This is a genomic window from Tetragenococcus halophilus (genome assembly GCF_001712815.1).
Classification (GTDB): domain Bacteria; phylum Bacillota; class Bacilli; order Lactobacillales; family Enterococcaceae; genus Tetragenococcus; species Tetragenococcus halophilus.
The window spans coordinates 1,721,607-1,747,762 of record NZ_CP012047.1; the positions used below are offsets into that span (position 1 = coordinate 1,721,607).

Sequence of the window (26,156 nt, forward strand, 5' to 3'; positions counted from 1 at the left end):
TTATTTGCTCTAAAATACTTCTAGTAATTGTTTACAATAATCTTCAAGATACTTTTTATCGGTTTGATCGTAACTATTTATTTCTTTACTATCAATATCAAGCACACCGATCAATCGCTGATCTTTAACCATCGGCACCACAATTTCTGAAAGCGCCGCGGAGTCACATGCGATATAATTTTGATGCTCTTTTACATTTCCTACGATCACTGTCTGATTTGTATCAGCAGCTTCGCCACAAACACCTTTGCCCATTTGGATTCGTGTACAAGAGACATTTCCTTGAAATGGCCCTAATATCAATTCATTCTCATCAAATAAATAAAATCCTGCAAATACAGTGTTTGGTAAGCTCATATTTAACAAAGCTGATGCATTAGATAAAGTGGCTAACCAATTTTTTTCATCTTTGATCAATTCATTTTGCTGTGAAATCATCATTTCGTAGGCTTTTTGTTTTTCTTCTTTATTCCACATAATTAACTCTCTCCATTTTAATTTTTAAATGAATGCAAAGGTGCAGGGATTCTGCCTCCACGTTGGATAAATTCAGAAGAGCTTGCATCATTGGTTTTCATCACGGGTGCTGAACCTAGTAAGCCCCCAAATTCAATATGATCGCCCACATCTTTATCTTTAGCTGGAATGATTCGTACTGCCGTTGTTTTATGGTTCACTACACCAATAGCTGCTTCGTCTGCAACCATTGCACTGATCGTATCAGCTGGTGTTTTACCAGGGATTGCAATCATATCTAGGCCAACTGAACAAATCGCTGTCATCGCCTCTAGTTTTTCTAAATTTAATGCACCAGCTTCAACTGCTTGAATCATCCCTGCGTCTTCTGATACTGGAATAAAAGCTCCTGATAGACCCCCCACATGATTACAAGCCATAACACCACCTTTTTTAACAGCATCATTTAATAAAGCTAATGCCGCTGTAGTTCCATGGGTTCCGACTGATTCTAGTCCCATCTCTTCTAAAATTTGAGCGACACTATCACCTACGGCCGGCGTCGGTGCTAAAGAAAGGTCAACGATACCAAAAGGGATACCTAAACGTTTGGAAGTTTCTTTACCCACTAACTGTCCCATTCTTGTGATTTTAAAGGCTGTCTTTTTAACAGTCTCAGCGATAACATCAAAAGATTCTCCTTTAACTTTTTCTATTGCTCTTTTCATAACACCAGGCCCGCTAACGCCTACGTTAATTACTTTATCAGCTTCTCCAAAACCATGAAAAGCACCCGCCATAAATGGATTATCTTCTATAGCATTAGCAAATACTACAAGTTTAGCACAACCTAAATCTGATTTTTCTGCAGTTTGCTTAATCACAGTACCCATGCGTTTTACCGCGTCCATATTAATTCCAGCTTTTGTTGAACCAATATTTACAGAAGAACACACATAGTCGGTTTCTGCCAAAGCCTGAGGAATCGATTCAATCAGTGCCAAATCCGTTCCTTGAAATCCTTTTTCTACTAATGCAGTATAGCCTCCAATGAAATTTACACCCACTGCTTTAGCTGCTTGATCCAATGTCTTAGCAAATTTCACGCAATCTACACTCCTTGCTTTTGTAGCTGAAGCAATACTTGCAATCGGCGTAACTGAAATCCGTTTATTAATAATAGGAATCCCGTATTCTGCAGCAATTTGATCACCTACTTTGACTAAATCTTTAGCACAAGTGGTGATTTTTTGATAAATCTTACTGCAAGCTGTATCAATATCAGCATCAATACAATCTAGCAATGAAATGCCCATAGTAATTGTTCGAATATCTAAATTTTCTTCTTCTATCATCCGGATGGTTTCAAATATTTGGTTACTTTCCATGTCCTATCTCCTAACCTAACTTATGCATAGCGTTAAAAATTTCTTCATTTTGAATACTAATTTTTACACCTAATTGTTGACCCGTCTTATCTAGCTCTTGACGTATATAATCAAAGCTAGTTTGTTTATCCATATCTAAAATCATCATCATCGTAAAATAATCTTGCATAATTGTTTGTGTCATATCCACAATATTGATATTTAATGTCGCTAAACTTTGGCTTACACCTGCCACGATACCGACTTTATCTTTACCGATCACAGTCAAAACTGCACGCATGGTCATTCCCCTTTTTAATTTTCTTTTTATTATAGCATAGCTGAATTTTCTAAAAGACATTTTACCATAGAAAAACTTCTTTTTAATACTTTATTAGATACAAAAAAAGCAATTAAGATACTTTTTACAAACTGTACCTTAATTGCTTTTTAATTTATTAAAGTTATTTAATGACCATCACATTACAAGGTGCATGGTTTACAACAAAAGAAGTCGTTGCTCCTACTAAAGCCTGTGCGATCGCCCCTTTACCTGTTGAACCAATAACAATCAAATCAATCGCATGTTCTTGTGGTAAATCCATACCAATCATTTCTTTAGGTGAACCAATTTCAACAATTCTTTCGATATTGTTTACACCAGCTTGTTGCGCAGTTTTTACTTTGTCATCCATATCCTCTTCAATGTTTTGTTTTTCATCTTTTAACAGACGAGAAAAGGCATAAGCGCTGGTTGTCAATTCAACATCATTAATAATCCGAGTCAAAAAAACAGTAGCATTATTTCGTTTGGCAATTTCGATTGCTTCTTTAAAAGCTTTTTCCGATTGATTAGATCCATCAATAGCAACTAATATTCTTTTATACGCTTCTAACATTGTAAGCGCCTCCTTTTCTTTTATTATATCATGAACGAAAAAAATACCATAGTATTTTCTCACATAAACCAGCAAATCTAGCTTTCACTTTCTAAGCGTGCTAAAATAAATAAGACGATACAAGAAACGAGGGAAGATATTGGTTGAATATTTAGAAGTGGGAAAAATTGTAAATACACAAGGAATTAAAGGAGAAGTTCGTGTGCTTTCACAAACTGATGCGCCACAAGAACGTTATCAAAAAGGCACAAAATTAACTGTTTTTGTAAAAAATAAAGAACCCGTCGAATTAACCGTAGCGAGTCATCGGAAACATAAAAGTTTTGACTTATTATCTTTTGAAGGCTACCCCTCCATTAACGATGTTGAAGGTTTTCGAGAGGGTATACTGATGGTGCCTAAAACTGAACTTACACCATTAGACAAAGCCGAATATTATTATTACGAAATCATTGGTTTAGATGTTTATGAAGAAAATGGAGAAAAATTAGGGCAGGTAAAAGAAATTCTTGCGCCTGGTGCAAATGATGTCTGGGTAGTGCAAAGAAAGAATAAAGCTGACGCCTTAATTCCATTTATTAGCTCTGTCGTAAAAAAAATCGACCTAGAAAATCAAAAAGTTTATGTAGAAATTCCAGAAGGGCTGTTAGATGATGAGGATTGATGTATTAACTTTGTTTCCTAAAATGTTTGAAGGACCTATGAACGAATCCATTTTAGGTAAAGCACAAGAAAATGGACAACTAGAGATGAATATTTCAAATTTTCGAGATTATTCAGATAATAAACACCACACTGTAGATGATTATCCTTACGGTGGCGGTGCTGGTATGCTTTTAAAAGTACAACCGATTTATGATAATTTACAAGCAATTAAAGAAGCGACACCTGAGTCTAAAAAGCGAGTGGTATTATTGGATCCAGCAGGTACTCCCTTTAACCAAAAAATGGCAGAAGATTTTTCTCAGGAGGAGCATTTAGTATTTATCTGTGGTCATTATGAAGGCTACGATGAACGTATACGCTCTTTAGTGACAGATGAAGTGTCTATCGGAGACTATGTACTAACTGGTGGCGAATTAGGGGCAATGGTGATGATCGATGCAACGGTACGCTTGTTACCTGAAGTATTAGGAAATGAAGTATCAGCAAAAACCGATTCCCATTCAACTGGCTTACTAGAACATCCTCAATATACACGACCTGCTGTATTCAATGACATGGAGGTGCCCGAAGTTTTAAAAAATGGGAATCATAAACTCATCGAAACTTGGCAATTAAAAGAAGCACTGCGACGTACATGGCAACGCCGACCTGATATGTTAGAAAAAATCAAATGGACGGACGAAATGAAAAAACTTTTGCAAGAAATTAAACAAGAGGAGTAATAATGTAACTGTCATAAACTCATTTTTATTAATGGAGGTTATTCTAATGTCTCTTGGCATCTCCATGCTTTTTACTTTTACTGTCGCATTTATAGGGGCAAAAGCTGGACAGAAACTACATTTACCTGCGCCTTTTATGATTGGCAGCATGCTTGCGGTCATGCTTTTTTCTGTACTCACAGATACTGCTTATTTTCCCCAACAAGCGAAGGTGATCGCGCAAATTGTAGCCGGTATTTTTATCGGTCAAAAATTGACTCGTTCTGACGTCATTCATTTAAAACATGTTATAAAGCCGACGCTTCTTCTTTTAGTCCTTTTAACAATCAATACATTTATATTCGGAATTGTTTTTTCCTACATTTTTGATTGGAATATCTTAACCGGACTTTTAGCAACTACCCCAGGTGGCTTAATGGACACCACTTTAATCGCCGCAGATTTCGATTCTGAAATTCATGTGGTTGCCATTATGCAATTAGTACGTAGTATAGGTGTCTTATTGCTTTTTCCTGCTTGGATTCAACTTTTTACTAGCGAAAAATCTCAAGGACCAACAAAAGAAGAAACAGTAACAGCTACAAAGAAGCAAGCTTTAAATATAAAACAGTTTTTAACTGTTATGCTCGTTGGAATATGTGGAGGTTTGCTGGGTTACTTGTTAGGTTTCCCCGCTGGAACGCTTAGTTTGTCTTTGCTATTTTCTTCATTGTTTAAATTACGTACCAACATTAGTGCTTTTCCTATCCAAATCCGACAGTTCGCTCAAATTTTAGCTGGTTCAATGGTAGGTTCTAGTTTTACCCGTGAAATCGCAGCATCTTTAGAGACTTTCATTATTCCAGCTGTCCTTTTAATTATTATTTACCTATTCATCAGTTATCTATATGCTCAAATAAATAAACGCAAAGGTTGGTTGGACTTTACTTCAGCTTTGTTTGCTTCATGTCCTGCTGGGGCTACAGATATTGCCTTGATTTCAGCGGACTATGGTGTCAATATGAACAGTGTTGCCATGATTCAAATTGCTCGCCTAATTCATGCAGTAGGAATCATGCCCTTACTTTATCAACTTGTTAGCTTTTTTTTATAGCCTCTTCTCTTACTATTTGAAGTCATTCGTGCATAATCGACGCGATTTCAAATTTTATTTTAATACCATTTGGGTCCATAAACCATAAGCTTCCTTTTTTGTCTTTCTGGTAAGTAAAACCTTTGTCTTGCCAATGCTTTTCCAAAACGTATTTTCTCAGACAACTGAAAATCTGGAAAGATCACCCTTTTCTTTGATTTCTTTTTTGGGATAAAATTCATAAAATTTATCATTTATTTTGCTCCTTCTTTTCCTTCTATTAGCCTTATTTTACTATCTTACTTTTAGTAAGTAAACAAATCCACTTCTTTTTCTTTACCTTAAAGAAAAGAGTGCTAGAATAGTTTTACTAGGAAATTTATAAGGAGTTTATGAATGAAGCGTTTGTTTAGTTTTTTCCGCAACGATCTTTTTTTTAGTATTTCACTTTTATTGGCAATTATTGCTGTAACTTTGGGTCGTTTTTCTATCCAAGGTATTAATATCAAAGTCATTGCAACGCTAGGTGGCTTAATGCTGATTATTAGTGGGCTAGATTCTACTGGCATTTTGAGCTATTTTGGGCAAGTCTTAGTTAAAAAGAGTCTAACTTTAAGACAGCTCATTCGCTATATTGTATTGTTGAGCTTTTTTAGCTCAATGTTTTTAACTAATGACGTGGCAATATTAACCTTATTGCCTATTTATCTGCGAATGACAAAAGTGATTGCCAATCGTCAATCCGTATTGTTAGGTAGCGTTTATATCATTATCGCGGCAAATTTAGGCAGTAGTTTTTTCCCCTTTGGCAATCCACAAAATTTATTTTTATATTCGTATTATGATATTCCTTTATTGGAATTTTTCTATTCAACTGGCCTATTAGCTGTTTTATCATTGGTATTACTTATGGTATCTATCCAATTTATCCCGAAAGAATCTCTCAGCTTAACAATAACTAGCAATCCATTCGATCATCAAAAAGCGGTTATTTATGGTCTTTTAATGGTCGTAATGATCGCTGGTGTTTTTAGTATAATTCCGTATCTTATAGCCTTTATCATCGTCGCTGCTATTGTCTTATTTTGGCAGCCCCAACTTTTCCGAAAAGTCGATTATCGCTTACTTTGTACTTTTGCTTTCTTTTTCATTATTGTGGGGAATCTCAGTCAATCGGAGGAATTGATTAACTGGCTACAAAAAACATTCACTAATCCAGTGAATACACTATTAGATGGTATATTGGCTTCGCAAGTGATCTCTAATGTACCTGCAGCCATCTTGCTAGCGCCTTTTACTAAGTACCATCAGTCGATTCTTTTAGGGGTCAATATTGGCGGCTTAGGCACATTGATTGCTTCTTTGGCCAATTTGATTGGTTATAAAATTGTTCGTATCCAAATTCCAAATGATTGTAAGTTGTTTACTCGCAATTTTTATCTGATTAATATTATTTATTTAACGTTATTAACAATAGTCATCTCATTTATTGTTTGAAATACAAAAAAATAAGTATTTTTTTATGACTAATAGTTCATCGTTTGCTACTCTTATGTGCTTATTGCTCGCTTAGCACATAAGTCCGCTAATCTTATGTGCCTATTGCTGGTTTTGCACGTAGTTTTGCTGATCTTATGCGCTTATCCGTACAATAGCTTTCACTATCAATCATATTATTCACAACAATAAAGCAGCTCGTGACAAAAAATTCACGCGCTGCTTTATTATTGACTCTATTTATTCTTCTTTATCGATAATTTCTACAACTTTTGCTTGCATTTCTTCAGTCGAATGACGACGCTCACGCCCACATTCTTTGGCATTTCTTTGACAAATGAAACAACGTCTTGGAGAAATTTCGATATCTTGACGGCTCAAGCTTTGTAAGCCCTCTTCTAAATAGTGGACATCCAAATCAAATAATCGCCCGTAAGCATCATTTTCTTCCAGACCAACCATTTTTTTCTTTAAAGTTGCCGGTGTAATATCTGCCACTAAATAAAACTCAGGTCCTGTCTTAAGATTATACTCAGCGCTTGTAACAATAGAATAAGAAGATAACTCTTGTTTGATTTGTGCGACCATCTGTGAAAAAACTCGACTTAACACCACCGAATTTTTAACTTGTCCTGGAATATTCATTGTCGCCAGCAAAAGCGTGGTCTCAGGATACTCCTGCAAAAACGCTTCTTGTCGTCTAGCACGCATTTCACGAGCGTCAAGCATTTCAGTTAGAGAAACTTCAGCCCCTGAAAATACTTGCTCAGACATTTTTCACCGCGTCGATTAAAGTACCATCACGATACTCAATCAAAGCAACCGTCTTATCTCCATATTCAATCGGATCAGGTTGACCAACAATACTATAAGCTTGATCTTTAAGCTCTTGAATAGTAAATTGCGGTACATCTAGGTCTTTAAAGTGCTCAATTAAATCTTGACGATTTGGGTTGATCGCAATACCTACTTCTGTCACAATCACGTCTACACTATCACCTGGCGTAACGACTGTATTTACTTCATCAACAAATGTTGGTATTCTACCTCTAACTAAAGGTGAAATAACCAAGCTCATATTACAAGCAGCACTCGTATCTGAGTGACCACCCGAAGCGCCTCGAAGAACGCCGTCTGAACCAGTGATTACATTGACATTAAAGTTTGTATCAACTTCCAAAGCCGATAAAACTGCTGTATCTAATTTATTAATCACTGCACCTTTACTCAATGGTGAAGCATACATGTTCGCATCAATTTCGTAATGATTATCATTTTCATCAAGTGAAATAGCTGATGGATGGTCAAAGTCTTGTACATCAATGATTTTTTCCACTAAGCCTTCTTTTAATAAATCAACCATCGCATTCGTGATACCACCCAATGCAAAGCTTGCCGTAATACCATCTTCAATCATTTGCTCACGAATGTAACGGGAAACAGCTAAGGCAGAACCACCTGTACCTGTTTGGAAAGAAAATCCTTGCTTAAAGTAAGGTGAATTTGTAATCACTTTGGCTGCATTTTCTGCAATAATTAATTCTTTTGGATCTTTAGTAAAACGAGTAGCACCTTTTGCAATACCTTCAGGATCGCCTATTTTATCCACTTCTACCACATAATCCACATCTGTTTGTGGAATACTTATCGGTGTATTCGGATAATCAGCTAAAGTATCCGTAATAGCTACAACTTGATCTGCATATTTGGCGTCGATCATTGCATAACCTAATGATCCACAAGTAGCCTTTCCTTTTGTCCCATTCGCATTACCATATTCATCAGCACTTGGTACCCCTAAAAAGGCTACGTCAATATGGATATCGCCAGCAGCAATCGCCCGCGCTCTTCCTCCGTGGGAACGAATCACAACTGGGTTTTCCATAATACCTTCTGAGATAGCTGCACCCACTTTATCACGCAAGCCAGAAGAAGTAACATTTGTTACCACACCATTTTTAATATGATCAATTAATGGTTCATGCACATTCGCAATTGAACTTGGCGCAATTGAAATGTCTTTAATGCCCATTTTTGCAATTTCTTCTAAAACCATATTCATTACATAATCGCCTTCACGGAAATGATGGTGAAAAGAAATCGTCATCCCATCTTTTAAGCCTGTTTTTTGAATAGCTTCTCGAATACTTTTTAATAATTTTTCATCATTGGGTTTTGTTGGTTTTGTTTGACGGCTTGCTTCTTTATATTCGCTAATATGAGCAAGTTCTCCTTCATAAATCCCAAACTGGTCCGCATATTCTTGAGGAATATCTTTGCCAACATTATTTACTACCATAACTAAATATCCTCCTCTTTAATCATATTTGCAGCTATAGCTAAAGCAACCACACGTTCTGCACGTTCAACGACGGGTTTATCCACCATTTTTCCGTTTACAGAAACCACACCCGAACCTTTTTCTTGTGCTTCGCGCAGCCCCCATATAATTTCTTTAGCGTTTTGCACTTCATCTTCCGTTGGCTCATAAATTTTATTTACAATTGGAATTTGCCGTGGGTTAATCACTGATTTTCCATCAAAACCAAGTTGTTTAATTTGTCGTACTTCACTTTCAAGTCCTTCAGGATTTTCAACATTAGAATACACTGTATCAATTGCAGCAATACCAGCAGCCCTAGCACCATGTAAAATCATACTACGTGCAAAAAATAGCTCTTTACCATCTGGATAACGTTCTGTTTTTAGGTTGGTCACATAATCTTCCGCACCTAAGGCAATACCAATCAATCGATCAGAACTTTTAGCAATATCAGGGGCGTTTAACACGCCTTCTGCTGATTCGATAGCCGCCATCATTTTCGTTGTGCCAACTTCGATATTATTTTGTTTTTCTACTTCTGTAATCACTTTTTCAACGTCAACAATATCTTGGGCTGTTTCAGTTTTAGGTAAACGAATCACGTTAATGCCTGCTAATATCATAGCTTCAACGTCAAGTTCACCACCAGCATCTAAAGCATTGATTCTAACAACAGTTTCTACTTGACTATAATCAAATGTACGCAAAGCATTATGAACCAAAGTACGAGCGGAATCTTTTTCAGGCAATGAAACAGCGTCTTCTAAATCAAACATAATTGAATCTGCCCCGTATAATGGCGCATCTCTTAACATTGCCGCATTTTGGCCCGGGACAAACATCATCGTTCTTCTTAAACGTTCCATGAGTCAATCTCCTTCCAATCATATTGCTCTTGTTTAGCTGCACGATGAGCAGCTGTAATCGTACGTGCTTGAATAGTACAATCTAATGCACCTTTATCTACAGCTGTAACTTTAACACCTTGTATCGCTAAATTTTCTAAGGTATCTGTAATCACTTGACGAATTTTACGGCCGAATTGTTTTTCAACACTGCTATCCAAATCGATTTGAATATCAGTTGTATCAACGGGTTGGATAGTAATTTGAATATCACTAGACTCCATTGTTCCACTTACTGCATTTTGTAAAACTTTCACTTTTTTCACCTCATCTAAAATTTTTTTCTAAATAATCATACGTCGTTTTGGGCAAAAAATCTAAGAGTAACGTTTCATCTTGTTCTGCTATTGCTTTGCGAACTTTGGTTGCTGAAATGACTGAGCCATTAACCTCTTTTCTAGGCAAAATCACTAATGTTAAATCATCACTAAAAACTTCTTCCATTGCTTGGTTATACACTTCAGTCACCTTAGAATAAGGTTCTTCTCCTACATAACGCACATTTATCTCTAAGACCGGCGCAATTTTTTCTTTAAAAATTTGTGCATCTAGTCTAGCTTGTGTCCTAGCCACCGTTAATTCGGCCTTATCTTTTAAAAAGTAAGCTGGAAAAGTCGCTTGCGACACAAGATACTTTCTTGTAGGAAAAACAGTTACATTACTCAAATGACTGACACCCGCTTCGACCATTTTCACTCGATCTTTTGTGGAAAATTCAGAATGATCTTCTGACAAAACAAATACATAAACCTGGTCATTTTTTTGGGCGGCATATTCAACTAAATACTGGTGTCCTTTGGTAAAAGGGTTCGCATTCATTACAATTCCTGCGCCTTGTCCCGCTTTTTTATTGTCTTGCAAATGCTGTAGATAAGACGAAAAGTCATCAGGACCTTGTTCCATAAACAAGACATCATCATTGGCGATAATTTTCTTAAAGCCCAGTGAGCGAAAAACGTTTTCCTTTTCTGGTTTAGTATATAAAAAGTAATGATAGTATCCACTTTCGTTCATTTTTTCGATCAAAGCTGTTAAAACTTGTGTGAGTAGGTTTTCTGCTTGATAGTCCTTACAGACAGCCACGCACTTAATAATGTTTTCAGCAAAAGAGCCTGTGGCAATTAATCTTTTATCGTCATAGATACCTACTGTATAATCAAGTGTTTCTCCTGTTTGAAGACCTGCTTTTTCCATAAGATGACGCCAATCTTCCAACCCTCTTTTATCTTTATCCAACCAGATACGTTTACTTATATACTTATTATTCATTACCTTCATCCCCTTTTGAACATGTACATTTGGGAATAAAATAAAATTTTTAACAGCTGCAATACATGCTTACTAATTTTTATAAAGATTGCACTTTTTTATTTCAACCAAATTCTAACGGCAAGCTTGGCCTTATGATATCAAGCGATTATAGAACAAAACAAGATTTGTGCTTTACATAACGATTAATTTAAACGCTGCATAGAAAGCTCCTCTCTAAAATTACTCACATCTCCATTATAGGAAAAGTTTACAAAATTTGTAGGCAAAATGGGCAATAAAATTGTTCTTTTCGTGTTCTTAGCCCTAAAAAGAACCAAATAAACATAAAATATAAAAAATTTCATTGGCTCTAGTTGTCTTTAAGCTAATAAAAGGAAGTTATTATCCCAACACTTTATTTTATGGTAAAATAAGGAAAAAGCATTTTTAAGCGAAATACTTAAAAATCGAGGAGGAATAACGGTGGGTCCTATTGTCAGTGCAATAAAATGTAACCTTGACCTAACACAAAATAAGCCTTTAAAAGTCGCCGTTTATGAAGCTTTACGTAAAACAATTATTTTAGGTAATATTCCAGCCGGGAAAAGAATCAATGAAAAAGAACTATCGGAGGAACTAAATTTCAGTCGGACCCCTATCCGTTTTGCATTACAAAAACTGGTAAAAGAGCAGCTAGTCGAACATGTCCCTCGCATTGGCATTGTCGTCAAAGGAATCAGTATCAAAGATGCTTACGAGATTTATGATATACGTAAGGCCCTAGATACCTTAGCGACAATCAGAGCAATGGAACGAATGGATGAGCAAGATTTTGCTGAACTAGAGCAATTATTAGAGCGCGGTGAGTATTACAATAAAACAGACCAGGTGGATAATCTTCTACAAAACTTTTCTGATTTTAACGAGTTTATTTATGAAAAAAGCCAAATGTTACGTTTAAAAGAAATTGTGACGAATTTACAAACTTATCTTGTCTACTTTCGTGATATTTCTATTCGCGCTTCAGCTAGAAGAAGTTTAGCATTAAACGAACACTGGCTTATTTATCGCGGAATGAAAAATCAAGATGTGGAACAGATCACCTTGATTACACATGAACATATCGACCGTTCGTTGCAATTTATTCTAAAAGAAATGGAAAGAAGAAAGATTGAATAACTCATTAACAACACAAATCGCTCGTTTTGCAACAAAATCCCTTTATTACGAAGTAGCTATTTCACCAAAACCTGGTCTTGTAGATCGTTTTAACAATGGGGCTCACGATGACATGGACTTTTTTACATTTATCAACAGTATCGAAAGCTTAGCGCCTCACTTTCAAGAGTACTTTCAATTAGGGTTGCAACACAATGCAGATTTAACTGACCTTTTTCACAATTTACGTAAAGCAGGAATACAAGCCGAAAAAGATATGTTACTAGCCACAAATGACGTAAACACACATAAAGGCGCTAACTTTTCTTTTGCTGTGTTATTGGGAGCCACAGGTTTTTATATGAAAACTCATTCACTGCCTTTTTTGCCCAAAGATAGTCAGGCTATCTTAAATTTAGTTGCACAAATGACCCAAGATTTAGCTCAACAGGACTTTTATCAAGTAACACAAAAAAAACAACTAACGCATGGCGAAAAATTATATATTGAAACTGGAACATTAGGCATACGTGGGGAAGCAATGAAAGGATATCCTGCTCTAACAAATGTATTATTACCTTATTTGCGTCAGCACAACGCATCAGAAGACACCGAAACATTCCTGTTACGTAGTTTGATTTTAGTCATGAGTCAGATAGAAGATAGCAACCTTTTACATCGGGGTGGCATCGTTGGTTGGCAGCAGGTTAAGCAAGATAGTTTAAACATTCATCAAGCTGAATTAGACAACATTACTTTTAAAAAAGCCCTAGAAAAATTCAACAAACAGCTAATAGAGATCCATCTAAGCCCAGGTGGCGCAGCTGATTTATTAAGTTTAGGCATTTATTTTAGTTTTTTAGAAAAAATTATTTAATAAAGCTTCAAAAGGTGCTCATAAGATGTACCTTTTGAAGCTTTATTTGTGTATTTATTATAATAGAATAGAAAATAAAACACTTGCAAGTACTAATATAATCGCACCGCCTAAACGACTAGACAATTGTGCGTAAGCAATTAAGTCCATCCGGTTAGCAGCACCTAATACTGCCAAGTCACCAGAACCTCCTCGGTTAGCCATACATAAACCAGCGGTGACAGCTGTATCGATTGGATAAAATCCAACCAAATAGCCAACAAAACCAGATCCGACAACTGCACCAATAATAATAAACAAAGAAACGATAATATTAGAGAAAGTGATCGCTGCAAGTAATTCATTCAAATCTAAATCAACACCTACACCTACCATAATTAATAACGTTAAGTGTTTGGTGAAGAAAGTTTGCAAACGTTTCGCACCCATGCGTACATTTTTAGGAACAACACCGAATCCACAGAGGATTACCACGAAAATAACCATATAAGCTAACTCATGGATGGGGAAACCAAAAATTTCCGGTAATAATACGCTACTGAATAAAAGACCTACAACATAAGCTCCTAGTCCAAGCATTAATCCAGAAGCAACATCAGCTAAAGTTGGTGTATACTCTTCATCTGCAATGTCCGCTTCTTCAGTTCCGCGAATTAAAGTTTTTCCGTCACCCGTTAACTTCGGAAAAGCCTGTCCCAGTTTATTTAATAAAGCAGCTGCAAAGATCGCAAAGATATTTCCAACCGTTAAGATAATAATAGCAAAACTGTAGTAGACATCACTTCCTTCACCTGTAATATCCGCATAAATTTCGGATAAAGGAATCGCACCGCCGCCATTTCCACCGCCCATGATAGGAAGCGTATAGTGAGTAACCAATTCACCTGGACTAATTCCAAAAAACATGCCACCGACAATAGCTAGTAAGATGGCTCCCGCAAACCCTCCAAGGATAGCAGGAAAATAGCCGGCAAAACTTCGTAACAAAATATTTCTTTCTAATGATAAGACAGAACCAGTAATCAAAACAACAATATAAAACGTTAGGAAATTTATTTCACTAGTAAAATTGTCAATTGAAGTGACATATTCTGATGGAATCAAATGATAAGTACCAATCACAGATGATCCTAGAAAAGCTAGCAGAATTCCTCCACCAATATATTTATTCCAGATGGGTAATCGCTTGCCAATTTCATTTAAAGGAATCCCGATTGCCAACATCAAAGCAAAGGTGCTCGGCATATCGGTGCCCATCCCTCCCATATACATGGTTCCAAGGATAATTAAACAGACGATTAGCGTTAAATACCAGGGAGCACCATATAATTTAAACCCTTTTTTTCCATTATTAACCATAAAATTCACTCTCCTTATTTTGTTAAACGATTGTTACCATAAAACCACTCCCATACCTCACTTTCTATAGAATAAAAAAATAAACTTATTCATTAATATAACTTAAATACAAACTTATAATAGTGTATCGGGAAATCGTTTTCAATCTTTATCTTGAAAAATACACTTAAAGAACAATTTATCACTTTAAATATCATTAATTTTATGGGTTCATGGAGAGATCTCATTTTTAGAAATAGCTTACTTCCCTATGGTTAGGTCAACAGATAGGTTAAAGAATAGTTTAATAAAAAAATCGTTTTTGAACAATTTAAAAAAATTGTTCAAAAACGATTAACATAGATAACTTTAATCTAATCAACTATAATAAAATGGAGAATAAGACACTGGCGAGTACCAATATAATCGCGCCACCTAGACGACTAGATAACTGGGCGTAAGCAATTAAATCCATACGATTAGCAGCCCCTAATACCGCTAAGTCTCCGGAACCGCCACGATTGGCCATACATAAACCAGCGGTAACAGCTGTATCAATTGGATAAAATCCAACCAGATAACCAACGAGCCCAGCACCAACAACTGCACCAATGATAACAAATAAAGAAACAACGATATTGGAGAAAGTAATGGCTGAAAGCAATTCATTCAAATCTAAATCAGCACCCACACCTACCATGATCAATAACGTTAAATGTTTGGTAAAGAAGGTCTGCAGACGTTTAGCACCCATACGTACATTTTCAGGAACAATACCAAAGGCACAAAGAATGACTACGAAAATAACCATGTAAGCTAGCTCATGGATAGGGAACCCGAAAATTTCCGGCAATAAAACATTACTAAACAAAAGCCCCACTGAGTAAGAGCCTAAACCAAGTAATAAGCCAGAGGCAACATCGGCAAGGGTTGGTGTGTACGTTTTATCTGAAATATCAGATTCTTCAGCGCCACGAATCAACGTTTTTCCATCTCCAGTTAATTTAGGAAATGCTTGTCCGAGTTTGTTCAATAAAGCGGCTATAAAAATCGCAAAAATATTCCCGATCGTTAGAATAATAATGGCGAAACTATAATAAACTTCGCTTCCTTCTCCTGTAATATCCGCATAAATTTCCGATAAAGGAATCGCACCGCCACCGTTACCGCCGCCCATTATAGGAAGCGCATAATGAGTAACAAGTTCACCTGGACTAATACCAAAAAACATACCACCGACAATAGCCAGTAGGATAGCTCCTGCAAATCCACCTAGTATAGCCGGAAAATAACCCGCAAAACTTTTTAACAATATATTTCTTTCTAGTGACAACACAGAACCAGTAATCAATACAGTGATATAAAACGTTAGAAAGTTCGTTTCACCAGTAAAATTATCAATCGATGTAATATATTCCGTTGGGATTAAATTATAGGTACCAATAACAGACATCCCTATAAATGCTAGAAGAATTCCTCCACCAATATACTTGTTCCAGATGGGCAACCGTTGACCGATTTCATACAAAGGAATACCAATTGCCAGCATTAAAGCAAAGGTACTCGGCATATCCGTCCCTAGTCCTCCCATAAACATGGTTCCAAGGATAATTAAACAGACAATAACCGTTAAATACCAGGGGGCACCATATAGTTTTACCCCTTTCTTCTCTTCACTACTCATAGCCTTCTCTCCTTTTATTTAATAAAAAATGTTAGCTACAGCGCTAAACCACTCAAATTATCATAAAATACACAACAACCGGTTTCAATAATTTTTTAGCAAAAGTACACTTAAAAAACATTAAAAGTATTTTATCCTATTCATAAAAGATTCCAAATTCCCTATTAAACTATATAGCTATAAAACAAACATAAATAGCAATGTATTTAAAGTGTTTTTTTCGATGATGTTGGTTGACTGAGTTTCATTATCCCGTAGAATGAACTTATATGCGTTAGTAATTTAAGCAAGATAAAAATAAAATGGAGGTAAAGAAAAAAATGAGTAATAAAACCATTAATTTCATGGAAACTGTACTAAGAGATGCTCATCAAAGTTTAATGGCAACCAGAATGTCAACAGAAGATATGTTACCCATTGTTGAAAAACTAGACCAAGCTGGCTATACATCTCTAGAATGTTGGGGCGGCGCTACTTATGATGCTGCTATTCGTTTTTTAAACGAAGATCCTTGGCAAAGATTGCGTGAAATTCGGAAAAGAGCGAAAAATACTAAGCTTCAAATGTTGTTAAGAGGACAAAACTTGCTAGGTTACCGTAATTATGCTGACGATGTTGTTGAAAGTTTTGTCGCCAATGCAGCTGAAGCCGGCATAGATATTTTTCGAATTTTTGATGCATTGAATGATACTAGAAATTTGAAGACTTCACTTAAAGCAGTCAAAAAAGCGAATAAACATGCTCAGCTAGTGATGTGTTACACTATCAGCACTGTTCATACAGTGGAATATTATAGTAAACTTGCCCAAGAATTAGTTGATATGGGCGCTGATTCTATTTGTGTCAAAGACATGGCTGGCATTATGACACCAGAAGTCGCTAAAGAATTAGTCACTGAGCTGAAAAAAGTAACAGATATTCCGATTGAAATTCACACACACGCTACTAGCGGAACTTCTGAAATGACTTATTTAGCTTCAGTTGAAGCCGGCGCAGATATTATCGATACAGCTATTTCACCATTTGCAAGTGGAACAAGCCAACCTGCTTCCGAAACCATGGCCTATGTCTTAAAAGAATATGGTTACAACTTAAATGTTGATTTAGATGCAATGGAAGAAGTAGCAGAATATTTTAAACCCATCAAACAAAAATATATCGATGAAGGAATCTTTGATTACAAGATGATGGATGTAGAACCTAAAGCTTTATTTTACCAAGTACCTGGTGGCATGTTATCCAACCTTTACTCTCAATTGAAACAAGCCAACGCAACAGATAAATATGATGAGGTATTAAAAGAAGTTCCTGCTGTACGTAAGGATTTAGGCTATCCACCATTAGTTACACCAATGAGTCAAATGGTCGGTACACAAGCGGTATTTAATGTGATTGCTAAAGAACGTTACAAAATGGTGCCAAATGAGATAAAAAGTTATCTTCGGGGCGAATATGGGCAATCTCCTGCTCCTGTAGATGAAACTGTACGAAAAAATATCATCGGCGATGAAACTGTCATGACAGACCGTCCAGCGGATCATTTAGAACCAGAAATGAAATCATTAGCTGCTGAGTTAGGTGATTTAGCTAAAACTGAAGAAGATGTATTAACTTATGCTTTGTTCCCGCAAGTTGGTTTAACTTATCTAAAAAATAAATACTCTAATAAACCAGCGGACGGTAAAGAAGATGACATTACAAAAATTAAAGTAACGCAGATATAATAAAGAGAGGGTGTCAGAATGGCAAACTTTACAATAATCGATGGACTAATGCTAATGATAGTAGCTATGGCTGCTGTATTTACTGTATTAATCGGTTTATGGGGAATTTTAACCATCGTAAAAAATTTAGTTGACAAAGAAAATAATAATCAACCCCTTCCAGCAAATAATCAAGAAGATCTTTCTGCAAGTCAAGAAAAAAGTCCAGTAGAAACTGCTAGACAAGAAACAATCCCACCTGAAAAAGTAGCACTTATTATGAGTTTAGTAGTTGATAAATTTAAAAGAGATAGAAATTAAACAAATCATCATTAAATGGAGGAATGAAAATGAATAACTACGAAGTAGAAATCGATGGTAAATTATATAGAGTAACAATAGAAGAAATTAGCGAAAACGAGCGAAGCGAACCAAAAGAAGCAGTCCAAACGCAAAGTCAGCCACAACAATCACAAGAACAAACGCAAGCTTCTCCTGCCCCTACAGCAACATCAGGAGGAGAAAGTGTGACTGCCCCAATGCCTGGAAATATTTACAAAGTACAAGCAAAAGCTGGACAAGCCGTAAAAGAAGGCGAAACAGTCATTGTCTTAGAAGCAATGAAAATGGAAAATGAAATTGTCGCACCTGCAGACGGTACCATTTCAGCAATTAACGTAACTGAAGGTCAAGCTGTTGAAGCAGACGATGTTTTATTTGAACTATAATTTCTGAGGAGGTACCAAGTCTATGTTAGATATAGTAAACGAATTGGTTCAAAGCTCAGGAATACTTAGTATGACTTATAAGGAATTGATTATGATTATCATCTCCCTTATTTTCTTATACTTAGCTGTTCGAAAAGGGTATGAACCATATTTATTAATACCGATTGCTTTTGGTATACTGTTGGTTAATCTGCCATTAAGTGGATTAATGGATGAACCAGCCAATGGTGAATCAGGAGGTCTTTTATATTATCTTTATCAAGGAATTGATCTAGGAATATACCCTCCATTGATATTTTTATGCTTAGGTGCATCAACGGACTTTGGCCCGCTTTTAGCAAATCCTAAGACATTACTTTTAGGTGGTGCAGCACAATTTGGTATTTTTAGCGCCTTCTTTTTAGCTATTGTCGTAGGGATGTCCCCAGAAGAAGCAGCTTCTATTGGAATTATCGGGGGTGCCGATGGACCGACAGCGATTTATGTAACAAGTCAACTAGCCGACCATATTTTGCCTGCGATTGCCTTAGCTGCTTATTCTTATATGGCTTTAGTTCCTATTATACAACCGCCTCTTATGAACTTACTCACGACTGAAAAAGAACGTAAAGTTAAAATGGAACAACTGCGTACCGTATCCAAAAAAGAAAAGATCTTATTTCCAATTATTACCACACTTTTTGTTAGTTTACTTATCCCGTCGGCCACAACCTTGGTTGGGATGTTGATGTTGGGTAATATTATCCGAGAAAGTGGTCAAGTTCCTAAATTATCTGAAACCTTACAGAATTCCTTTATGTACATTGTTACAATCATTCTCGGCGTTTCAGTAGGAGCAAAAGCTACAGGAGAAACCTTTTTAACATGGTCAACAATTGTCATTACCATATTAGGCTTGATTGCCTTTGCAGTGGGAACTGTTTCTGGTGTGTTGATAGGAAAAATTATGTATAAGATGACCAACGGACAAATTAATCCTTTGATTGGCGCAGCCGGAGTTTCGGCCGTTCCAATGGCTGCTCGTGTTGTGCAAAAAGAAGGAATTAAAAATAATCCAAATAATTATCTTTTAATGCATGCGATGAGTCCTAACGTTGCTGGTGTCATCGGCTCTGCTGTTACTGCAGGTGTCTTATTGTCCTTCTTTGGATAAAAGCGCATTTAAAATAATATTTACTAAAAAACTGCTAGTAAAATAACTTTACTAGCAGTTTTTTGATTAAATTTAAAGTTTAAAATAATTGAGTTTAATTTTTTACTGAATCAGCTGGCCAAACCATTGAATCAGTCTTTGCCACATGGTCATTAGAAAATGGTAAAACCGTTCCGAAATATTGTCTACATTAAAAATATTGCCGATTTGGTCCACTACATTAGCAACTTCGATCCGATAAACCCAAAGTAAAAAAATAAAAAGCACAAGTGCTATAAAACGTGAAAAACAGCTTCTTGCTCGCATAGTCCACGCTAGAAGAAAAAGTCCAATAGCAAAAGCAATAAGTGTCTCCATACAGACGCCTCCTCTCTACTTATTATGATATACATTCACACAAAAAACATCCACCTTTAGCCGTATTTAAATAGCTAACTTTATATATTCAATTTCAAATAACTAACAAAACACTAAATAGCCATTTCTCCTATTTCTTTGAGCTATCGCTACTCATTCAACATGGGTTTCTCATTTTCCTGTGCTATCATCTTTTTCTATGTATTATTTTTTTATAAATAAAAAGCAAAAACCATCGAGTGATGATTTTTGCCTTTATTACTCTTTGCCATCTAAAATGTTCAATCGTACTTTTTTACGATCGTCAGTTTTCACACTGTAAACAATGATTCGAATTGCTTTTGCGATACGTCCTTGTTTACCAATGATTCGTCCAACATCAACTGGCGCAACCGATAAATTATACTCGAAAAATTTATCAGTTTCATCAATTTCGACTGACACTTGATCAGGCTGGGTAACTAAGGGACGAACGATCGTTAAGACCAAATCGGTCAAATCTGTCATAGTTAGTCACCTTATTTCTTAGCGTTTTTTGCGTCATGATGCTTTTTCATAATTCCTTCTTTAGAAAGGATATTACGAACAGTATCAGATGGTTGAGCGCCTTTGGCTAACCAATTCAATACAGCATCTTCTTCAATTTTCACTTCGCTTGGTTCTCTCAATGGGTTATAAGTGCCCACAGTTTCAATAAAACGACCATCACGTGGTGAACGTGAGTCTGCTACTACAATACGATAAGTTGGGCGTTTGTTATCCCCCATGCGTTTTAAACGAATTTTTACTGCCAATTTCACACCTCCATTAATTTTGATCACAAAGTGTAGTTTAACAGCTTTTGCATATAGTGTAAAGAGTTTTTTCTTTACAGACTAATTTTTTTATAAAAACCCCATGCATTTTCTTTGCAAAAAAATAACTTTTTATAGGATAATCTTTGTAAAAGAACTTACGAAAAATAAGTAAATAAATTGACATTTTTATTCTTTTGTTTTAACTTATTAATTGTAAGTAAAATTACGAATTAATTTAAAGGAGAATGTTTTATGACAAAAATTTCAATTATCTATTACAGTTCCACAGGTACGAACTATCAATTAGCGCTATGGGCAAAAGAAGCAGTAGAAAGCATAGGTGCTGAGGCTCGTTTAGTTAGAGCACCTGAATTAGCGCCCGATTTTGCAATAGATGCAAATCCTGCTTGGAGAACTCACTATGATGCTACGCAAGATGTCCCAGAAGTAACTTCAGAAGATATCAAATGGGCAGACGGCCTTATCTTTAGCGTTCCTTCTCGTTTTGGTGTAATGGCTGCACAAATGAAACAATTTATCGATACACAAGGCGGAATATGGGCAACTGGTGAAACTGCAAATAAAGTTGTAACAGGTATGACTTCAGCTCACAATGCTCATGGTGGACAAGAAGCTACACTTCTATCTCTTTATATTCAAATGATGCACTGGGGAGCTATTATTGCAGCACCTGGTTATACTCAACCTGAATATACCACTGCAGGAGGTAACCCTTATGGAACTTCAGTGACTGTAGATGACAATGGCAACATGATAGAAGATGTTGAAGCCGCTGTGAAAAAACAAGCTCGCAATGTCGTAGATATCGCTAGCAGAGTCAACGGATAAACAAAATAGTTTTTACAAAAAAAAAAAGCTTTGGTCGATTTTTAAATCTGACCAAAGTTTTTTTCATTTTAAAATTGTTATAATTATCATATCAAAACTTTACTTCAATTAACTTTTTATTTTCAATCCACGATAACGATTAATTGCAGCACAAAGTTCTTGCTTACGAGCTAAAGCCAAATTCCCAGGATGTCCATCATAAGGAGAAATCGCATCTAATCCAAAACGATCAATATAGTCATAAACTTGATCCACTGCCTGAGTAAGTGTCACTTGCTCATTGAGTAATTCTTTTTGGAAAAAATCAATCATCATTGCTATACAGTTGGCTTGACTGTCATCAACAAGCTGTTCTAAGCCAGAAATATCAATCGGTTCACGTCCGTATAAAATAGCATGTTGCCCTTGTGATTTTAGGCGGGCATCTTTTCCCTTCTTAGAAAAACTAGATTTTAATGGAATTCTTACTGGTGTCTCGCCAAATTGACTATCGGTCAGTTTTTCCCTTTGATATCCAGCAGAATTTGCAATATCTTTGGCTGTTTTTGTCACATCTTTAAGATGATATTCATCCATCATAAGAATTTGATCGGCTTCTTCAAAATAGTCCCCTGAACCACCCACAATAAGTATGGTAGATACACCTAATGTATCATATAGGGGACTGACTTTATCGGTAAATGGCGTAATAGGTTCTTTATTTGGTGCAACTAATTGCTGCATCCTACCGTCGCGAATCATAAAATTGGTAGCAGAAGTGTCTTCATCAATTAACAATAAAGAAGACTGAGCTTCCAAAGCTTCCATTACATTAGCCGCTTGAGAAGTACTGCCACTAGCATTGTCCGAGGTGAACTGTGTCGTATCTTTTTTAGCTGGTAAATTATTAATAAAAGCACTAATGTTTACTTTTTCAATATTCCGACCATCTTCAGCCCGTACTTTAACAGCATCTTGACGTGTGATCACCATTTCTCTGCCATCACCGGCAATATGATGATAAACACCACGTTCCAAAGCTTGTAAGAGCGTAGACTTCCCGTGGAAGCCTCCTCCCACAATCAAAGTCACACCTTCTGGAATTCCCATCCCTGTAACAGTTTGTCCACTGGGTAGATCCAAGGTAATCGCAAAATTTTCAGGACTCGTAAATAAAATCGCATCTTTTAGCGGTCTATCAGAAACACCACTTTGCCGTGGCAAAATAGAATCATTTCCCACAAAAGCTACTAATCTTTTACGAGCTAATTCTTCTCTAATATATACTTGATCTAACACCAATGTCACTTGTTTCTTTAGTGCTTTCTGATCTAGATTGCGGTAAAACAGTGCCTGTTTGACAACTTGTGGCAGGACTTTATTAAAAATGTGTGCCGCTGATTTTCCTAAAATTGTTCTGCCAGCAGCAGGTAAACCGACTTCAAAACGAACTTCTATTGACTCGTCATTAATGGAGACCGACGTTCTTTCTAAAATTTCCTGCCCACAACGATCTATAAAAACTTTTCCGTTGGTTCCGGCTCCTTTAACTGCTTGATTGAAAGGCTGTAATTTTTTAAAAAAGTTTCTTGTCAAAAAATCTGAAACAGCAATTTTTTTATATTTTGAGTCAAGCCATTCATCAGGGATATCAAGAACACTTCGATCAATAATTATTCGTGCTTTGGTTGGTGGGGCATAGGGATCAACTTGAACATGATCAATAGACAGTTGATAGTTATCGAACTGATACCTACCTTGCGTGCGTTTGTATGCACCATATTTTTGCCCATCTAGTGATTTTAATAATCTTTCAAATTCTGTTGCTTTTTTCATTTAGAAAAGCTCCTTTGACATTTGCATCAATTTAACTATTGTTTAAAAATATTATATATATGATCTAACGGGGCGTATTATAATTTGAATATTTTCCAACGTCAAATCTAAACATTTGATAATACGAAGGTAGAAACTTAAAAAATAACGAAATAGCCATTGACTATTTCGTTATCTCTGCTCTATTATTCGTTATTTCCAGAATCATTATCTTGTGATTCATCTTTTTTTTCATCAACTTGCTCATTTACTTTGTCTGCTGCTTTATCAGCAGCTTCTTGTGCTTTGTCTTTTGCTTTACCGAGACCTTGTTGTGCTTTTCCTTTTAGTTCTTCAGTACTATCACCTGTTACTTTTCCTTTTGCCTCGGTGAATTTCCCTTTTAAATCATCTTTATTTGTACTCATCACATCGTCTCCTTTCTGATACTGTTATAATATCATGCTTTATTAAACACGACAAACAAAAAGGTGTCAGCATTTCTTAAAACATTAAAATACTTCTATTTCTTTTTTTTCTTCTTTTTCTTCTTCTTATTTTTTTTCATTGAGCGGTTCATTGCCATTTTGCCAATTTTCCCCTTAACACCGCCGCCGAGCATCTGATCCATGCCCGGAATACTATCCATGTTTCCTTTAGACATTTGCTGCATCATCTTACGAGACTCTTTAAACTGTTTGATCATACGGTTGACCTCGATTACGCTATTTCCTGAGCCAGCAGCGATTCGTCGTCTACGACTTGGATTCAACAGATCAGGATCTTCACGTTCAGCAGGCGTCATAGAATAAACCATCGCCTTTTTACGTTCCATATCCTTAGGATCAAATTGCACATTGTCTATTCCTGGCATTTGATTCATCCCTGGGATCATTTTCATGATATCTTCCATCGAGCCCATATTGGATAGCTGGTCCATTTGTTCAATAAAGTCATTGAAATCAAATGTATTTTCTCGCATTTTTTCAGCCATCTCTTCGGCTCTTTGTTCATCATAATCTTGTTGCGCTTTTTCAATCAGAGTCAACATGTCGCCCATGCCTAATATTCGACTAGACATCCGATCAGGGTGAAAGACTTCCATATCAGTTAATTTTTCACCTATTCCGGTGAACTTAATTGGCGCGCCAGTGACAGAGCGAATCGATAGCGCCGCACCCCCACGTGTGTCACCATCTAGTTTTGTAATAACAACTCCTGAAATACCTAATTGTTCATTAAAACTTTCAGCAACATTAACGGCATCTTGTCCTGTCATGGCATCAACAACCAGTAAAATTTCATTAGGTTGCGCAATGTCTTTAATGTCTTGTAATTCTTCCATTAACGCTTCGTCAACATGCAAACGTCCGGCCGTATCAATAAGTACATAGTCGTTTTTCTTTTCATGAGCCAATTCCATCCCTTGTCTAACGATCTCTACCGGGCTTTCTTCAGTTCCCATTTCAAATACTGGTACGTCTAATTGTTGACCTAATACTTTCAATTGATCCACAGCTGCCGGACGATAAACGTCACCTGCGATCATCATAGGACGCGCGTTTTCATCTTTTATCAAATGATTGGCTAGTTTACCGGCAAATGTAGTTTTCCCAGCACCTTGTAAACCAGCCATCATGATAACAGTAGGTATCTTCGGGGCTTTATTAAGCCCTACCGCTTCAGAGCCAAGTGTTTTCGTCAGCTCTTCATCAACGATTTTCACGATTTGTTGAGCAGGCGACAAGCTTTCTAATACTTCTGCACCCACCGCACGTTCACGAACATTTTTAGTAAAGTCTTTAACTACTTGTAAGTTAACATCGGCTTCTAGTAAAGCTAAGCGGATTTCCCGCATCATTTCTTTTACATCAGACTCCGAAATTTTTCCTTTTTTTCGCAGCTTTTTCATCGCTTGCTGCAGGCGGTCTGTTAAATTTTCAAATGCCATATATTGTTCCTTCCTTTATTCATCGATTTCTTGAATATCTTTTACTAAATTTGTCAAAGTTTCATCTGCCGGATAATTTTGTTTTATATAATCAGTTAGCTGATCCAACAGCTCACTTCGAATTCTATAATCTGAATACATTGATAGTTTATATTCGTAGTCTTCTAAAATCTTTTCCGTTCGTTTTATATTATCATACACAGCCTGACGGCTCACGTTAAATTCTTCGGCAATTTCTCCTAAAGAAAAATCATCTGCGTAATATAACTCCATATAATTCATTTGTTTTTTTGTTAACAATGTGGCGTAGAATTCAAAAAGTGTATTCATACGATTTGTTTTTTCAATTTCCATTTTATTCATCTCCGCCTAATTATCGCTATTATCTCAAGGTTGAAACAGATATATTTTTCTGAGAAAACCATTCATCTATTCCTCTAAAAATAAGTTTCTCTTTCTAACCAAGCCGCCTACTATTATACCATTTTATGTACTATTGCAATAGTCCTTTTATCCATTCCTAAAATAAAGATATATTTTTTAACAATCCTTTTGCTTAAAAAATGAAAAAAATCAAACAATTTAGATTTACTCAAGGCAAACACCAAA

At 36.2% G+C, this 26,156-nt stretch carries 29 protein-coding genes; 11 read left to right on the forward strand and 18 right to left on the reverse strand.

All coding sequences use genetic code 11. The features are described 5' to 3' along the window. Nucleotides 1–9: 9 nt before the first annotated feature. From AC806_RS08180 to AC806_RS08195, 4 genes are all read right to left on the reverse strand, one after another. On the reverse strand, nucleotides 10–477 hold the full coding sequence (locus AC806_RS08180; RefSeq protein WP_061840131.1) for a GAF domain-containing protein: 468 nt from the start codon (nucleotides 475–477) through the stop codon (nucleotides 10–12). A 17-nt stretch (nucleotides 478–494) separates the two neighbouring features. Then, nucleotides 495–1,844 (reverse strand): PFL family protein, encoded by a 1,350-nt coding sequence (locus AC806_RS08185; protein WP_061840132.1) that lies wholly within the window; start codon nucleotides 1,842–1,844, stop codon nucleotides 495–497. A 10-nt stretch (nucleotides 1,845–1,854) separates the two neighbouring features. Further along, the gene (locus AC806_RS08190) at nucleotides 1,855–2,124 is read right to left on the reverse strand and encodes an ACT domain-containing protein (protein WP_014124198.1); all 270 of its coding nucleotides are present in this window, start codon (nucleotides 2,122–2,124) and stop codon (nucleotides 1,855–1,857) included. 163 nt (nucleotides 2,125–2,287) lie between these two features. After that, nucleotides 2,288–2,722 carry a universal stress protein gene (locus AC806_RS08195; RefSeq protein ID WP_014124197.1) on the reverse strand — a complete coding sequence of 145 codons (435 nt, stop codon included), beginning with the start codon at nucleotides 2,720–2,722 and terminating at the stop codon, nucleotides 2,288–2,290. Nucleotides 2,723–2,861: 139 nt separating this feature from the next. On the opposite strand from AC806_RS08195, the gene rimM reads away from it, so the two are divergent. From rimM to AC806_RS08215, 4 genes are all read left to right on the forward strand, one after another. After that, nucleotides 2,862–3,386, forward strand: a complete 525-nt coding sequence (gene rimM / locus AC806_RS08200; protein WP_014124196.1) for a ribosome maturation factor RimM — start codon at nucleotides 2,862–2,864, stop codon at nucleotides 3,384–3,386. Continuing rightward, nucleotides 3,376–4,110 (forward strand): tRNA (guanosine(37)-N1)-methyltransferase TrmD, encoded by a 735-nt coding sequence (gene trmD, locus AC806_RS08205; RefSeq protein WP_014124195.1) that lies wholly within the window; start codon nucleotides 3,376–3,378, stop codon nucleotides 4,108–4,110. The genes rimM and trmD overlap by 11 nt, the downstream gene beginning before the upstream one ends. 46 nt (nucleotides 4,111–4,156) lie before the next feature. Beyond that, nucleotides 4,157–5,203: an AbrB family transcriptional regulator gene (locus tag AC806_RS08210; protein ID WP_162302219.1), complete on the forward strand. Its 1,047-nt coding sequence runs from the start codon at nucleotides 4,157–4,159 to the stop codon at nucleotides 5,201–5,203. 375 nt (nucleotides 5,204–5,578) lie between these two features. Then, a complete protein-coding gene (locus AC806_RS08215; RefSeq protein ID WP_069029125.1) occupies nucleotides 5,579–6,679 on the forward strand; it encodes an SLC13 family permease in 1,101 nt (366 codons plus the stop codon). 240 nt (nucleotides 6,680–6,919) lie between these two features. Here AC806_RS08215 and citX read toward each other — a convergent pair whose 3' ends face one another. From citX to citC, 5 genes are read right to left on the reverse strand one after another with little or no spacing between them, the layout of a single operon-like run. After that, entirely contained in the window at nucleotides 6,920–7,453 is a 534-nt protein-coding gene (gene citX, locus AC806_RS08220; protein ID WP_014124192.1) for a citrate lyase holo-[acyl-carrier protein] synthase, read from the reverse strand. Next, entirely contained in the window at nucleotides 7,446–8,978 is a 1,533-nt protein-coding gene (gene citF / locus AC806_RS08225) for a citrate lyase subunit alpha (protein ID WP_069029126.1), read from the reverse strand. The genes citX and citF overlap by 8 nt, the downstream gene beginning before the upstream one ends. Nucleotides 8,979–8,980: 2 nt before the next feature. Then, nucleotides 8,981–9,868, reverse strand: coding sequence for a citrate (pro-3S)-lyase subunit beta (gene citE / locus AC806_RS08230; RefSeq protein ID WP_014124190.1), 888 nt, complete (start codon nucleotides 9,866–9,868; stop codon nucleotides 8,981–8,983). Further along, a complete protein-coding gene (gene citD, locus AC806_RS08235) occupies nucleotides 9,856–10,164 on the reverse strand; it encodes a citrate lyase acyl carrier protein (protein ID WP_014124189.1) in 309 nt (102 codons plus the stop codon). Before citD ends, citE begins: the two co-directional genes overlap by 13 nt. 10 nt (nucleotides 10,165–10,174) lie before the next feature. Continuing rightward, a complete protein-coding gene (gene citC / locus AC806_RS08240) occupies nucleotides 10,175–11,176 on the reverse strand; it encodes a [citrate (pro-3S)-lyase] ligase (RefSeq protein WP_061840139.1) in 1,002 nt (333 codons plus the stop codon). Nucleotides 11,177–11,641: 465 nt separating this feature from the next. Here citC and AC806_RS08245 point away from each other — a divergent pair, with 465 nt between their 5' ends. Together AC806_RS08245 and citG are read left to right on the forward strand one after the other, a co-directional pair. Then, complete coding sequence (locus AC806_RS08245; RefSeq protein WP_069029127.1) at nucleotides 11,642–12,337, forward strand: GntR family transcriptional regulator; 696 nt, start codon at nucleotides 11,642–11,644, stop codon at nucleotides 12,335–12,337. Then, a complete protein-coding gene (gene citG / locus AC806_RS08250) occupies nucleotides 12,330–13,193 on the forward strand; it encodes a triphosphoribosyl-dephospho-CoA synthase CitG (RefSeq protein ID WP_069029128.1) in 864 nt (287 codons plus the stop codon). The genes AC806_RS08245 and citG overlap by 8 nt, the downstream gene beginning before the upstream one ends. 57 nt (nucleotides 13,194–13,250) lie before the next feature. On the opposite strand, the gene AC806_RS08255 is transcribed toward citG, so the two are convergent. Next, nucleotides 13,251–14,552, reverse strand: a complete 1,302-nt coding sequence (locus tag AC806_RS08255) for a 2-hydroxycarboxylate transporter family protein (RefSeq protein WP_069029129.1) — start codon at nucleotides 14,550–14,552, stop codon at nucleotides 13,251–13,253. Nucleotides 14,553–14,913: 361 nt separating this feature from the next. Further along, the gene (locus AC806_RS08260) at nucleotides 14,914–16,215 is read right to left on the reverse strand and encodes a 2-hydroxycarboxylate transporter family protein (RefSeq protein WP_014124184.1); all 1,302 of its coding nucleotides are present in this window, start codon (nucleotides 16,213–16,215) and stop codon (nucleotides 14,914–14,916) included. Nucleotides 16,216–16,535: 320 nt separating this feature from the next. Here AC806_RS08260 and AC806_RS08265 point away from each other — a divergent pair, with 320 nt between their 5' ends. The 4 genes from AC806_RS08265 to AC806_RS08280 are packed head-to-tail and all read left to right on the forward strand — an operon-like array spanning nucleotide 16,536 to nucleotide 19,799. Further along, a complete protein-coding gene (locus AC806_RS08265) occupies nucleotides 16,536–17,939 on the forward strand; it encodes an oxaloacetate decarboxylase subunit alpha (protein ID WP_061841344.1) in 1,404 nt (467 codons plus the stop codon). 18 nt (nucleotides 17,940–17,957) lie between these two features. Further along, entirely contained in the window at nucleotides 17,958–18,239 is a 282-nt protein-coding gene (locus tag AC806_RS08270) for an OadG family protein (RefSeq protein WP_014124182.1), read from the forward strand. Between the two features lie 29 nt (nucleotides 18,240–18,268). Next, complete coding sequence (locus AC806_RS12195) at nucleotides 18,269–18,646, forward strand: biotin/lipoyl-containing protein (RefSeq protein WP_061841345.1); 378 nt, start codon at nucleotides 18,269–18,271, stop codon at nucleotides 18,644–18,646. A gap of 22 nt (nucleotides 18,647–18,668) precedes the next feature. Further along, on the forward strand, nucleotides 18,669–19,799 hold the full coding sequence (locus tag AC806_RS08280) for a sodium ion-translocating decarboxylase subunit beta (protein WP_014124180.1): 1,131 nt from the start codon (nucleotides 18,669–18,671) through the stop codon (nucleotides 19,797–19,799). Nucleotides 19,800–19,901: 102 nt separating this feature from the next. Here AC806_RS08280 and AC806_RS08285 read toward each other — a convergent pair whose 3' ends face one another. The 3 genes from AC806_RS08285 to rpsP form a co-directional block, all read right to left on the reverse strand. Beyond that, nucleotides 19,902–20,156: a hypothetical protein gene (locus tag AC806_RS08285; RefSeq protein WP_014124179.1), complete on the reverse strand. Its 255-nt coding sequence runs from the start codon at nucleotides 20,154–20,156 to the stop codon at nucleotides 19,902–19,904. 258 nt (nucleotides 20,157–20,414) lie between these two features. Beyond that, complete coding sequence (locus AC806_RS08290; RefSeq protein ID WP_061841346.1) at nucleotides 20,415–20,663, reverse strand: KH domain-containing protein; 249 nt, start codon at nucleotides 20,661–20,663, stop codon at nucleotides 20,415–20,417. Between the two features lie 11 nt (nucleotides 20,664–20,674). Then, nucleotides 20,675–20,950: a 30S ribosomal protein S16 gene (gene rpsP, locus AC806_RS08295; RefSeq protein ID WP_014124177.1), complete on the reverse strand. Its 276-nt coding sequence runs from the start codon at nucleotides 20,948–20,950 to the stop codon at nucleotides 20,675–20,677. A gap of 255 nt (nucleotides 20,951–21,205) precedes the next feature. Here rpsP and AC806_RS08300 point away from each other — a divergent pair, with 255 nt between their 5' ends. Then, a complete protein-coding gene (locus tag AC806_RS08300; protein ID WP_069029130.1) occupies nucleotides 21,206–21,802 on the forward strand; it encodes an NAD(P)H-dependent oxidoreductase in 597 nt (198 codons plus the stop codon). Between the two features lie 108 nt (nucleotides 21,803–21,910). Here the strand turns inward: AC806_RS08300 and AC806_RS08305 are convergent, their stop codons facing one another. From AC806_RS08305 to AC806_RS08320, 4 genes are all read right to left on the reverse strand, one after another. Next, complete coding sequence (locus tag AC806_RS08305) at nucleotides 21,911–23,617, reverse strand: ABC-ATPase domain-containing protein (RefSeq protein ID WP_069029131.1); 1,707 nt, start codon at nucleotides 23,615–23,617, stop codon at nucleotides 21,911–21,913. 185 nt (nucleotides 23,618–23,802) lie between these two features. Beyond that, the gene (locus tag AC806_RS08310; RefSeq protein ID WP_014124174.1) at nucleotides 23,803–24,024 is read right to left on the reverse strand and encodes a CsbD family protein; all 222 of its coding nucleotides are present in this window, start codon (nucleotides 24,022–24,024) and stop codon (nucleotides 23,803–23,805) included. Nucleotides 24,025–24,119: 95 nt separating this feature from the next. Continuing rightward, nucleotides 24,120–25,547: a signal recognition particle protein gene (ffh, locus tag AC806_RS08315; protein ID WP_061841349.1), complete on the reverse strand. Its 1,428-nt coding sequence runs from the start codon at nucleotides 25,545–25,547 to the stop codon at nucleotides 24,120–24,122. A 15-nt stretch (nucleotides 25,548–25,562) separates the two neighbouring features. Then, nucleotides 25,563–25,901: a putative DNA-binding protein gene (locus AC806_RS08320; RefSeq protein WP_014124172.1), complete on the reverse strand. Its 339-nt coding sequence runs from the start codon at nucleotides 25,899–25,901 to the stop codon at nucleotides 25,563–25,565. Between the last annotated feature and the right edge of the window lie 255 nt (nucleotides 25,902–26,156).